General features: G+C 55.4%; 11 protein-coding genes and 1 pseudogene. 4 read left to right on the top strand and 8 right to left on the bottom strand.

The features are described 5' to 3' along the window. Window positions 1-69: 69 nt before the first annotated feature. A complete protein-coding gene (locus ABX75_RS23240) occupies window positions 70-1,050 on the top strand; it encodes an IS5 family transposase (RefSeq protein ID WP_047882739.1) in 981 nt (326 codons plus the stop codon). 665 nt (window positions 1,051-1,715) lie between these two features. Here ABX75_RS23240 and ABX75_RS29225 read toward each other — a convergent pair. The 3 genes from ABX75_RS29225 to ABX75_RS23230 all read right to left on the bottom strand — a co-directional run bounded on the left by ABX75_RS29225 (window position 1,716) and on the right by ABX75_RS23230 (window position 4,575). After that, window positions 1,716-1,931 carry a hypothetical protein gene (locus tag ABX75_RS29225; RefSeq protein WP_144419321.1) on the bottom strand — a complete coding sequence of 72 codons (216 nt, stop codon included), beginning with the start codon at window positions 1,929-1,931 and terminating at the stop codon, window positions 1,716-1,718. A gap of 94 nt (window positions 1,932-2,025) precedes the next feature. Beyond that, window positions 2,026-3,855 carry a MobH family relaxase gene (mobH, locus tag ABX75_RS23235; RefSeq protein WP_126588709.1) on the bottom strand — a complete coding sequence of 610 codons (1,830 nt, stop codon included), beginning with the start codon at window positions 3,853-3,855 and terminating at the stop codon, window positions 2,026-2,028. A 381-nt stretch (window positions 3,856-4,236) separates the two neighbouring features. After that, the gene (locus tag ABX75_RS23230) at window positions 4,237-4,575 is read right to left on the bottom strand and encodes a DUF3742 family protein (protein ID WP_047882737.1); all 339 of its coding nucleotides are present in this window, start codon (window positions 4,573-4,575) and stop codon (window positions 4,237-4,239) included. Window positions 4,576-4,786: 211 nt separating this feature from the next. Here ABX75_RS23230 and ABX75_RS23225 point away from each other — a divergent pair, with 211 nt between their 5' ends. Both ABX75_RS23225 and ABX75_RS23220 read left to right on the top strand, forming a co-directional pair. Continuing rightward, complete coding sequence (locus ABX75_RS23225) at window positions 4,787-5,116, top strand: hypothetical protein (protein WP_053060104.1); 330 nt, start codon at window positions 4,787-4,789, stop codon at window positions 5,114-5,116. Window positions 5,117-5,118: 2 nt separating this feature from the next. Next, window positions 5,119-6,081, top strand: a complete 963-nt coding sequence (locus ABX75_RS23220) for a tyrosine-type recombinase/integrase (protein WP_047882736.1) — start codon at window positions 5,119-5,121, stop codon at window positions 6,079-6,081. 402 nt (window positions 6,082-6,483) lie between these two features. On the opposite strand, the pseudogene ABX75_RS23215 reads toward ABX75_RS23220, so the two are convergent. Together ABX75_RS23215 and ABX75_RS28755 are read right to left on the bottom strand one after the other, a co-directional pair. Then, window positions 6,484-6,660: pseudogene (locus tag ABX75_RS23215) on the bottom strand (transposase); the annotation flags it as partial. 12 nt (window positions 6,661-6,672) lie between these two features. Next, a complete protein-coding gene (locus tag ABX75_RS28755) occupies window positions 6,673-7,230 on the bottom strand; it encodes a recombinase family protein (RefSeq protein ID WP_015279000.1) in 558 nt (185 codons plus the stop codon). Window positions 7,231-7,586: 356 nt separating this feature from the next. Here ABX75_RS28755 and ABX75_RS30090 point away from each other — a divergent pair, with 356 nt between their 5' ends. Then, entirely contained in the window at window positions 7,587-8,123 is a 537-nt protein-coding gene (locus ABX75_RS30090; protein WP_371264006.1) for a DUF1652 domain-containing protein, read from the top strand. 369 nt (window positions 8,124-8,492) lie between these two features. On the opposite strand, the gene ABX75_RS23200 is transcribed toward ABX75_RS30090, so the two are convergent. The 3 genes from ABX75_RS23200 to ABX75_RS23185 form a co-directional block, all read right to left on the bottom strand. Next, window positions 8,493-9,464 carry a DNA replication terminus site-binding protein gene (locus ABX75_RS23200; RefSeq protein ID WP_047882733.1) on the bottom strand — a complete coding sequence of 324 codons (972 nt, stop codon included), beginning with the start codon at window positions 9,462-9,464 and terminating at the stop codon, window positions 8,493-8,495. 398 nt (window positions 9,465-9,862) lie between these two features. Then, the gene (locus ABX75_RS23190; protein ID WP_016974326.1) at window positions 9,863-10,228 is read right to left on the bottom strand and encodes a hypothetical protein; all 366 of its coding nucleotides are present in this window, start codon (window positions 10,226-10,228) and stop codon (window positions 9,863-9,865) included. A gap of 80 nt (window positions 10,229-10,308) precedes the next feature. Then, window positions 10,309-11,811: a 3'-5' exonuclease gene (locus ABX75_RS23185; protein WP_016974327.1), complete on the bottom strand. Its 1,503-nt coding sequence runs from the start codon at window positions 11,809-11,811 to the stop codon at window positions 10,309-10,311. Window positions 11,812-11,880 lie beyond the last annotated feature (69 nt).

The raw sequence follows: 11,880 nt of genomic DNA, 5'->3' as shown, positions 1-11,880 counted from the left end.
TTAGGGAAACTCTGAAGAAGACTTCCTGATTTTGGCAAAATGTCCGGACTCCACCCGCCGAGTTTTCCGATGAAGCAGATGACCTTCGCCGACGCCGAGTACGCCGGCAAGCGCAAACAGACCCGCAAAGAGCTGTTCCTGATCGAGATGGATCAGGTAGTGCCGTGGAAAGGTTTGGTCGCTCTGATCGACCCGCGCTACCCCAAAGGCGAGGGTGGTCGTCCGGCGTACCCGTTGATGGCGATGCTGCGCATACATCTGATGCAGAACTGGTTTGGCTACAGCGACCCTGCGATGGAGGAAGCGCTGTACGAGACCACCATCCTGCGCCAGTTTGCCGGACTGAGCCTGGAGCGCATTCCGGATGAAACCACCATCCTCAACTTCCGCCGCCTGCTGGAGAAACACGAACTGGCTGCCGGCATCCTGGCTGTGATCAATGGCTACCTAGGTGACCGAGGTTTGTCGTTGCGCCAAGGCACTATCGTCGATGCAACGCTGATCAATGCGCCAAGTTCGACCAAGAACAAGGACGGCAAGCGTGACCCGGAAATGCACCAGACCAAGAAGGGAAACCAGTATTACTTCGGCATGAAGGCGCATATCGGCGTTGATGACGAGTCCGGCCTGGTGCACAGCGTGGTGGGGACGGCAGCCAACGTTGCAGACGTTACCCAGGTCGACAAACTGCTGCACGGTGAGGAAAACATGGTCGGTGCCGACGCGGGCTACACCGGCGTAGAGAAGCGCCCGGAACATGAAGGCCGTGAGGTGATCTGGCAGATCGCGGCCCGTCGTAGTACGTACAAGAAGCTGAGTAAGCGCAGCGCGCTGTACAAAGCCAAGCGCAAGATCGAGAAAGCCAAGGCCCAGGTGCGTGCCAAGGTCGAGCATCCGTTCCGGGTGATCAAGCGCCAGTTCGGCTATGTGAAAACACGCTTCCGTGGCCTGGCGAAGAACACGGCACAGCTGGTGACACTGTTCGCGCTGTCGAACCTGTGGATGGTGCGCCGGCATTTGCTGACGAATGCGGGAGAGGTGCGCCTGTAATGTGGGAAATGGCCGCTGCGAGGTTATCGCGGCGGCCGAAACACTGAAATGAGCGGGTGATCTGATCGTTTTTGATTGGTTTGCCGCTTTCAAAATCGGCGACGGCTGAAGTCGACTGAAAATACAGGACTACTTCAGACCATCCCTAGGCGCTTACTTGGCTGGCCTAGCTGCCCAGTCACAAGCGTTCATCAACATGTCGCTCCGCCGTAATGATGGGTAGTCCAGCCCCCTGTGTAATCCTCGATGTATGCACGGTCCTATGTGGGTGCTCTCCCTAGTTCCTTCCGTCTCGCCCGATACCAGCTTTCGACCCCTAGGGCCATTGCTCTTGGCAACACAACTGTAAAGAGCGCTACAAGTATAAGAGAACATCCGGCGAGCCATAGATAGCGCCCATTTATCAATCCTGAACCGCCTACCAAATATGAACCGTCAATAGCGCCAAGCAACATCAGCGGAACCATTGCCAACAATGCATAACCGAATAATGGGAGCCACCTCCAAACTAAGAACGAGGCGAGGAAGGACACGCGCATAGCCAGCGGCATTTTCTCCCAGTCCCGCGCAATCCGCCGCTTCCAAGCGTCGCCGTCTGCCTCAGACGAAGGTAGCGTTGATAGCCTTTCAAGGCTTGCTCGATTACTCATAGGTTTATCGTCCCCCTATGGGTTAACTACTTGACCACCCTTCAAAAATGACGACCACCATTGCTGATATTCGTCCGCATCGAACGTATGGTTAACAGTCGAACCATCAGCGAGCTTTAGACGAAACTCTCTTTGGCCATAAAGCATACCTTTATTTTCTACTTCCTCTGCCTCTAGGACCGCCAAATATTGATAGTGAGGAGAGTGGGACAGATGTTTTTTCCAGAGCATATTGAAGTCCTTAATCGCATATTGTTGTACGCGTGGCGCCAATCCGCACAACCGTTATCAGCACCGGAGCGCTGGGGAAACGGCTATCCGATACCTAATGCTCATCCTGACTCTCACAAAGTTTGAGGTTGGGGTTATCCAGCATCTCAGTTGTGAATACGTCGCCGGGTTTTTTGAGCATATAACCCTTCAATGTTTTCGTTTTCCGAGGTCCAAAGACCTCGCACGTCCAGATGTTATGTCCGTTGTTCTTCTTAACGTGAAGCTTCAGCTTTTCAAACGACTTTTGAACCTGCAGCCATGGCTGTCCTTCACCAGCCCTCGCGGAGAAGAGCGTCGGATGCTCCTGGGCATACCTTCTGAATATTTCAGGTGTCACTAGAAAAGCCGTGCCGTTAACGGTGTGAACCTTGGCTTTTGCATCATTGATAATGATCTTGTGGGTTCCTACACCCACTTTTAGCCAGTGCATGAAAAGGTGACCTAGCGTGTCGCCGATCGGGCCAGCGATGGTAGCGGTCGCGGCAGTGTCTGACTGAGCTTCGACCTCGGACGCCGCCGGCATCGCCGGGGCGGGTACCGAATTGGTCGGCGCGTCACGCATATCCATCAGATCCAGAAGGTAGTCTGTATCATCTACCTCATCGGGTTGCGGTCCATGGTCACTTGCGGGTTCGTCCCCTTGAGGCTCTGCCGCAACGGCATCGCCGCCCCCGGCAGTAAGGCTGGGCTTTTCCTCCTGCGCTTCGGAAGCTGCGGCAGGGGCTGCTTCTTCGTTGAGGACTTGCACCGAGCCGCCAAAAGGCTCCGGGCGGTCTTCGCCAGCTGCCCATATGAGTGAAGGTGAAACTCTCAAGAACGTGAATGCGTTCTTCCATCCCGTAGGGCTCAGGATTTCGGCATCCCAAATAGCTTTGCCAGCAGGATTCGCAACAATCAGGCCGTTATCCTGAAAGACATTGAAGAGAGTGGAGTTGCGGTCCGGAACACCCTCAATCCCTTGGCTGAGGAGGTGAGCACGCAGCCGATCCGAAACGGTCTTGCTGACCAGCCAGATCGCATCGGCCGTGATCCAGCCATCGGAAGCGTCTGGCTGATTCAACTTGAGCTCGTTCTTCACCAGGTAGCGCAGCCCATCGAGGAGCTGACGCTGAAGAGTGTTACGCGGTGCTGCCACAGCTCTGTCTGGATTGCCGCCAAGCTCATGGGCGACCGACGCCTGGTCAGACCTTACAACGATGTCCCCAAGAACCCCAGCGTGCTCAAACTGGCCAGCCAGTACGTACAGCAAAGCACCCCAGAGCTCTGGATACTGCGACAACCAATTCATCACCTCGGAAGGAATCACCCGCGTATACAACAGTCCTGCAGCAGCCCCATGCAGGTTGTACTGCCGCCCTTTCACATACTGAAACCGGTAATCCTCCTTCATCGGCCCGTCCCATGCGCGCCAGATCTCTCCGCTGCGAAGTTGGACTTTGACGTCGACCGCTACCTTGCCGATGTCGTGCAGGAGCGCTGCGAACACAACCGCCGCGGACCAAGCCTCGGACTGGGCCGACTGAACTTCTGGGGTGCTTCCGACCGGCAAGACGAAGGACTGACGCAGTTTTAGGGCATACGCGATGATTTCCAGGCCATGGTCGATCATGCCTCCCAAGTAGGCATGGTGATGATTCTCGGAAGCCGGCAACTGCTGGACGATTTCCGCGTACCGCTTGATAGGGTCGAGGTAGAGTTTGTTGAATTGCTCCCGGTTCACCGACGTACGGTGCCAAATGTTTTCGAGCAACAGCTGCCGACGCGGCGTGGCCAGAAGCTCATCCGCAGACTTGTAAGGGACGAAGCCATCAGCGCTTTTATGTACATTTTCGGCCGGGGCCGAGCGAATGAAGGGGATCCACGCCAGCATTCGACTACGCATAGCTGCGCTCCCAGCAGATAACGCTGTCCAGACTGATACTGCATAGACGGCACTGCCGAAGGCACGCTGCCGCCCCTTTGCCCTTTGGCCCTTTCACGAGTTATCTATCCCCTGAGGCAATTTCCAGAGCGGGTCGTTGTAACCCTTTCAGGGTAGGGCTTTTACCTTTGAAGCCCCATTCCATTAACCCCTTACCCTTTACGCTATTCCAACCTTTTACCTTTTCGCATAGTCGATCAACGGAAAAGATGATCTGGCCGACCACCCTATTTCTGAGCGCTTGAAATGGTGCAGCAGCGACCACCGTCAACGCATAAAAACGGCCCATACGAAAAAGCCCGCGTCGTGCGGGCTTCTTTCCTTTGGGATGTTCAGTGCTACTTAGCCGATTCGGGCGCCATCCTTGTAGAGGCCGAACCCTTCATTGCCTTCAAACAGCTCTGCTTCCGAGGAACTTGGCTGTGACACCAGATCCGCGACCGTCTCACCGGCCCCGATCTTGGAGATCACTCCTATTGCACACAGCATGAGCAAGGTTGGGACAAACAGGAAGTAGAGCAGCGTTGCTGCAACTGCTGCTCTAATGACGACTCGAATCGTGAGGGCGATCGATCTTGGCAGGTGACCCAGGAGACGCCCCTCGGCAGTGCCAAAACCCTGATAGGCGCGGCCAACAAACCCACCGATTCGCATCGCCGCTGACTGCTGTTTACCGGCCATAACTCCACCCTCACGTCAAGCTTTTTTCGCTAATGGTTTCAGAGTAGCGCTCTTGGCACTCAGTGGCAATTAATTAACGATAAAATACGTTATCGTTACTAACGTTTCGCTTCATGGCCACTGTGTGTAGACACGTTAGATATAGGTTGCGCGCTGCGAGATGTTCCTCTATAAATCACTGTGTATAACCACTGACTAGAGGGTAAGGATAATGAACGCGAGCAACCAAGCTGCCATCGCCGCCATCGATAACATCACTGACGGCCTGGAACGGGTCATGGCAGGATTTGCTAATTTGAAATCACTCCTCAGCCCTGAGGAGGAGGTACAGGAAATTGACCCACGCGATCCAGCGAACAAGCTCCCGGATGGCAAATTTACCGAGCGTGGGGTGGAGGTCTGTTACCGGCTCTTCGACGCAGGAAACACCCGGTACTCCGTTCGCCAGCAAATGCAGATCAGCTACAGTGCGGCCACCCACCGCCTCGAGGCTTGGAAAAAGGCGGGGGGCGTCAATCGCATCAAACTCCCTCTTGAGTAAGCATGAACCAGCTACCTGATATTCAACTAGAGGCAGAACGCCGCCTGACTGCTGCCGAGTTTCAAGGCCTGGCCAAGGTGCCGGCAGCAGCCGAGTGGTTCGCCAACCTGGACAACCCACGTACCCGGCGGGCGTACCAGGGTGACATTGCAGACGTCTGCAACTTCCTCGGCATTCATGCCCCCGAGCAATTTCGTGAGATGACGCGGGCGCATATACTGGCCTGGCGTGCCAGGCTGGAACAGCGCGGCCTATCTGGGGCCACCATTCGCCGCAAGCTGGCTGCGCTGGCCAGCCTGTTTGATCATCTGCTTGAGTGCAATGCCGTCGCCAGCGGCAACCCCGTGCACGGCGTAAAGCGTCCCAAGATCGAAAGTAACGAAGGCAAAACCCCTGCCCTAGGCGATCATCAGGCGAAGGCGCTACTCGAAGCGCCCGATGCCGCCTCTATAAAAGGAAAGCGTGATCGCGCCATCCTGGCGGTGCTGCTGTATCACGGCCTGCGCCGGGAGGAGGCCGCACGCCTAGGCGTAACTGATCTGCAGGAACGTCGAGGGATAAAACATCTTTGCGTGCACGGGAAGGGCGGCAAGCTGCGCTACCTACCTTTACATCCGGTTGCAGCCGAGCTGATCTATGCCTACCTCGAGGCGTCAGGGCATCACCTGGAGCAAGAGAAAGCACCGCTGTTTATGCCGCTACGCGGTCGCCGCACCGGTGCCGGCGTGTCGGCCAATGGTATCTATGCATTGGTGGGTGAGTACGCTCGAGCGGCAGGCATCGAAGTCGCGGGGCTCGGCGTGCATGGTCTGCGGGCGACGGCCGCGACCAACGCCCTGGAGAACGAGGCTGACATCGCCAAGGTGCAGCAATGGTTAGGGCACGCCAACATCAGTACCACGCGGATCTACGACCGGCGGCAGCATCGGGCCGAGGACTCGCCTACGTTTCGAATCAAATATTGATCGCCTGCCAGAAACGCATCCCCATTTCCATGATGCTCGGGAGGAAGAACTGCAAGGTGCTGAGAGATAGATATCTCAAGCTACTCTGAGCCGCTCTCCGATGTAGGTATATCTCGGGGCTTGATCGCTCCGCTGGGGTAGAGCCATCAGCCACATCGAGCAGGGCTACTCTGTAACCCGGACGCCTGCGCTGGTCTATGACAGCCTTATGGTGCGATACGGATACTTCCGGCCGAGTATTGTCGTTTAAGCGCTAAGGATGGTCTGAAGTAGCCATGCATTTCTGGCTGACTTCAGCCTCCGCCGATTTGAAAGCGGCAAATCGATCAAAAACGATCAGATAACCCGCTTATTTCGGTGTTTCTAGCCGCCGAGAACACCTCGCGGCGGCCATTTCCTGCATTACAGGCGCACCTCTCCTGCATTGGTCAGCAAATGTCGGCGTGCCATCCACAGGTTCGACAGCGCGAACAGCGTCACCAGTTGCGCAGTATTCTTGGCCAAGCCACGGAAGCGCGTCTTCACATAACCGAACTGCCGCTTGATCACCCGAAACGGGTGCTCAACCTTGGCCCGTAGCGTCCGCTATCTCTATTGAGAGAGTGCGCGGTATAGCGTCGCTCGATGAACGCAGAGGAGGCGTGCCACTTCAGAGACTGATTGACCTTCTTCAACCAGTCGTCGTGCATGAGCTATCTGCTCAAGCGAGAGAGCAGGTTTTGGCCCAAATCGAACGCCCCTGGCTTTTGCCGCAGCTCGGCCTGCACTTGTACGCTCACTGATAAGGGAGCGCTCAAAATCAGCGATACCGGCGAAGATCGTTAGAACCATGCGCCCAGCTGGTGAAGTGGTGTCTGCCCATGGTTCAGCAAGTGACCGCAGGCCTGCGTCTCTTTCTTTGAGCTGTTCCGCGATGTGCAGCAGGTCGGTGGTTGACCTTGCCAGACGATCCAGTCGGGTTACTGTCAGCACATCACCCGCTCGCAAATGATCCAGGACACGGCCTAGCTCTGGGCGGTCTCGTTTGGATCCACTGATCTTCTCTTCGAAAATGCGTTGGCACCCGGCCTGCGCTAGCGAACTTCGCTGTTGATCAAGATCCTGACCTTGCGTGGATACTCGGGCGTAACCGATTTGTTGGCCTGCCATGTCCTAGCCCTGTCGCATAACTTGTCGCAGGTAATCTATCACTTGCGACAGGATTATGCGACATCCTAACGGCAGAAGATCTTGGGCACGCGAGCGTGTCGCATAAGTTAGGGTTTGTGCGACAAAAGCTGTCGATCAATGTATAGCTCGGCCAGCTCGACAGCGGCCCTATGCGCCTCGACATCTGTGTTGTAAAAGCCAGGGGAAATAAAAGTCTCGCTCGCAACCAAGTCATTACTTGGGTGAACGTCAACGCGAAACGTCCATTGGCCTACGTTTGATCTTAAGCTCACTGAATACCCGACCCTGCGGTAGCTGCCTTCTTCCTTGAAGCCTTCCATATCCCATCCTTCTTGATGACAGAAGAATGTGATATTAAACTAACATCATGGTGCGGTGTAAGTCATCGAAACACTGGGTCGAGGTCGTTGCCGGAAAAGGTTAGCTCGCGAAACCTTTCCAACCATTCATCAGTGAAAGCTGATGTTGGCAAGCCGAGATGGAACAAAGCGCATAGCAAGCATGGCTTTACGCCATCACAGGCCGGTCGCAGGGATGTGAAGCTAACTCAGATGGTTAGTTGCACGAGGAGAAAGGTTGGTATGGCATTCACGTTTGGAACGGCTCGCGCTATCGTCGAAAGCTCCTTTATGCCGCTTTCTTGCCGTTGCTCGCATGAGTCGTCGAGCGCGAGAATACGCATCTATGATGCTGCCACAGGCGAGCCACACCTGGTTGTGGCGGGGATAAGCATTCATAGGTTGAACACCTCTCACGAGATCAGAAAACTCGTGGGTGAGCTTCGCTATGAACTAGAATTCTGCGCACCGCAATTGAATCGAATACCACGCCCTCTTCTTAAAAAAGGCCCTGTATCGCTACAGGGCCTTTGAAGGGCTGCGTCCATTTCTTTTTACCGCACCCTGCGGTATCTCACTTCATCCTTTGAAGCGATTGCGAACTCCGTCGCGACAACCCCATCGGGGGTATTGCCCCCAGCCGGATTTACACGTTGTTAACCTACGGGAGGGGAGGCCAAAGGTTAACAACGCGCCCAATCTCAGAGTGCCACTAATGGCATAAGTTCATCATTAAGGCATTGGAAACGGGCGGCCCCACTTTTCCCTTGGCTGCCGTGCGAAATGCTTGGTAACGGTCGAGCGGCTTGGTTTGGCGTGAGCATAGGAGGGAAGAAGGAAGGCCCCCGGATTTACCATAATCCCTATTATGCGAACTCTAAGCCATTGATTTTTATGGATAAACTATCGCTCTGAGATGTCTTTTATTGACTCTCGGTAGGTCGAAAGCACCTCGGGGCCATCTGGCCCGCCGGGCTCTTGGGTAATTGGTTCCGCAGTGGATGAGGCTACGAAAAAGCGCCCACCAGGGAGTGCCGGCAACCGGTGCTTTATGTCAGGCCGTTTTGCTGATCGCGAGTCTCTATCGAAGTCCTTGAGGCCAACGACTTTTGCAGCGGGCTGCCCATCGAGTACGAAGAATGGGAGGTTGGCATGCAGCATTGCGTCATACCGGCTTCGCTCGGAAAACCACAGCATGGCCCGTGGATGCGGAGCGATAGGCTTTGGCGCATCTAAAAGGTCGGTTTCAGCCATGTTCGCGATGGTGCGTAGATCGATCCACTGGGGGCTATTCTCCACTGGCTCGCCGGTGGCCACGGATCTTTCATGTGCCTCGGCAAGCAGTACTTCCCGGACGTGGCCAACAGTGACACGCTCTTTACCTGAGGTGTGGCCGGCCCAGGTGAATGTGATCTGCCTTGGGGCCGCATCAAAAACTTGGATTGCGCGCTTCAGCTGGTTGAGAGAGAAATTTTTCCCCAGGGCCTGGCGCATGATGTGGGAGCGGCGGCTGACGGCGACGTTGCGAAACACGCGCTCAGCCTCGATCGCATCCACCAGCGCGCTCTTGCAGCGATTCACCGCCCTACCCTCATCGAGTATCGATCCGGAGAGGAGAAAGTACCCCGGCAAACGCAGCACGGTACCTGGAGCCTGGCCGAGATCGCGCTCAAACTCGCGTAACGCCTCTACGGCGGCCTTGATCGCGTCAGTTCCTGTCAGTACCTGGACGTTGATTCGAGATGGCGTCCTCTGTTCAGAGAGGAGCGGGATGCGCCATATCATCCCGCCGACAACCAATGCGGGCCATTTCTCATTGAAAGCCCCAACGGTTTCGACCAAACGCTTGTAAGCGGAAACAATTGCGTCAGTCATCTAGGATTCCTCATAATACCACCCCTTCACTGCGGCTATGCCATGTGCCCTCCTCCCCCTCTGCTCCATGTTAACCAGGAGCAACGCAGAGGGTGCGAAAGCGATCTCGCGATTGAAGGGGTGGTATTACCAAGTATCACAAATTCCGCTCATAAAAAAACCCGTTCGAAACGGGCTTTTTTGCTACGTGTCAGCTCAGCGAGTTCGGACTGCCTCCAGAGACAGCAGATCCTCAATGTGATCCGCAGCGTCGGCTCGCAAACGGCTCTCCAACCTGTCTCGACTGATGTGTTCAGTTTCGCCCGGCTCAACGAGCAAGACTACATAGCCCTGATCCCGCAGCTGCTGAAGCAAAGCTGCCTGGTGGCTGGAAATGGACATGAGAATATCTCCTGTGATTAGCGGGTGAGTTTCAAGAATCGAAGCAACCAGGCGAAGCCTGCTTTTCGCTTCGGTTTCCATGTTTGCCAGAGCCCGTTCATTGGGCCTGAAGCTGTCAAATCATCATGAAGGCGCAACAAGAACCTGGTGATGCTCCTGCACTCAGGGCAATAGCCGCTTGCTTCAATCGTGAAGCACCACTGGGCAGTTCGGGTGACAGCTCCTCTCAGATGCTCGTCCGGGATCGTTTGGTTGCAGCCGCGGCACTCACCGGCGAACACATGCCAGGCTGTTTTATTCTCAAAACGAACAGGTAGCTGGCTGGCAATGCTCGACATCGCGAGCAGATCCAGATCCCGCTGGGTTGACTTTTTCCGACTCATTTACGGTCCATCGGTAATCTAATGGTCAAATCCAATCCTAGTGCGTGCACCGGATAACCCAATGCGATGCTCGAGGAGCACTACGCGGCAGCCGCCTGTTTCTTCCTGAAAACCATTGGGGTGTTTGGCTTGCGACCATCACGCCGGTCGACGAACTCTTTCATGATCTCCAACATCGTCGAGTTGACAGCCAGAACACGCATAGCACGCGTACACGCGACGTATAGGAGGTTCATCTCATCGATCCATGGTTCCTTTTCGTTGTCCGGATTGAACGGATCGAAGGTGAAATCCTCAGCCAGTTGCACCGCATCCCACTCCAAGCCTTTCGAGCGATGCGCGGTGCTGAGGGTGATGGTGGCTTCAAGCTCATCAGTGACCGCGTTGCGCCGCAGCTTGGCAAACAACTCCGGGAGATCCGCGCTGTACTGCTCGATGATCTTGATCGAGCGGTTCATCTCAGGGTCTTGGCTTTCATCGGCAATCTGCTTGTAGAGGTCATAATCAGGATATTCCTGGAGGAGTTTTTTCCCCTTCACTCGGTCACGCCACCCCTTCGATAGCGCATGTAGGTCTTCAAGATCCTGGAGGTTGTAACCCTCGATCCCCCCAACCCAGTAGATCTTTGCACCAGTCTCTACATTGGCCAGCGCCGTCTCGATCACTCCAACCACCGTCCGACAGAGTACGGTGCGATGTTCAAGGTCAGCCGGTAGCGCCTTTGAAACACGAGTCTCGCCACCAAGCCCAGCCAGTTGGCGGGATTCACCCTTGAACGCGAGAACCATGTTGGCGACGTGCGCAACGGCAGACCCGAACCGAAACGACTGAGTGAGGTAATGGACTTCCGCTTTGTCGAGCCAGGTCGCATTGAGAGCGTCTACAGCCCCCCTGAAACGGTAGAGCATCTGATGGCCATCGCCACAGACGACTACACCCATACCGTATGCCGCCTGCTGCGCAAGAACACCTGCAATCACTGGATTGATGTCCTGTGCCTCATCTCCAAGCGCAATATCGTAACGGTCCCGCAAGTTTGGTTTCGAGAGAGCCCAGAGCTTGAGGTACCCATCGTGCGTAATATTCGCTGCCTCGTTATGGATGTCGCACATTTGCAACCAAAGCTGCCTGGCTCCTTCGACGATGCTGCCGGCGGCGCGCTTCATTCGATCCGTCTTGAGCTTGCTTACAGGGCAGTGACAAAGCTCGATATCGTCATCCGCGCTGGCCAGATAATTGTTCAGCGTCTCTTGCACGCTGCGCACCAGCTCCCAGTTCTGTGAGCCGATAACTCTTGCAATGTCGGTCAGGCGCAGATTGCTCGTGAGCTTGTGTCTGTACTTCGATCCGATCGACGCATAAGCCAAGCCATGGGCTGTTTTGCACGTCACGTTCGGCGGAAACTTTTGCTTGGCAGCAATCTCGACGCTTTTGTTGTAGCAGAGGTAGAGCAGACGGCATTGAGGTCTAGCCTTGGCATAGCCAACAAGCGTGGTGGTCTTCCCTGTTCCAGCAAAAGCCACCAGCTTGACGATACGGGCCAACGAGTTAATCGCTGGCCCCTGTTCGTGGGTGAAGTTCATGCCTTGGATCTCCGTTCTGATATGTCTCCATGGTTGCATAGCCACGCACAAACCCAAGCGGGGCTGCCA

It is taken from the genome of Pseudomonas sp. ARP3 (assembly GCF_001029595.1).
GTDB classification, from domain to species: domain Bacteria; phylum Pseudomonadota; class Gammaproteobacteria; order Pseudomonadales; family Pseudomonadaceae; genus Aquipseudomonas; species Aquipseudomonas rhodesiae.
The sequence above is the reverse complement of the archived record's forward strand: the minus strand, read 5'-3'. Positions and strand labels throughout refer to the sequence as shown.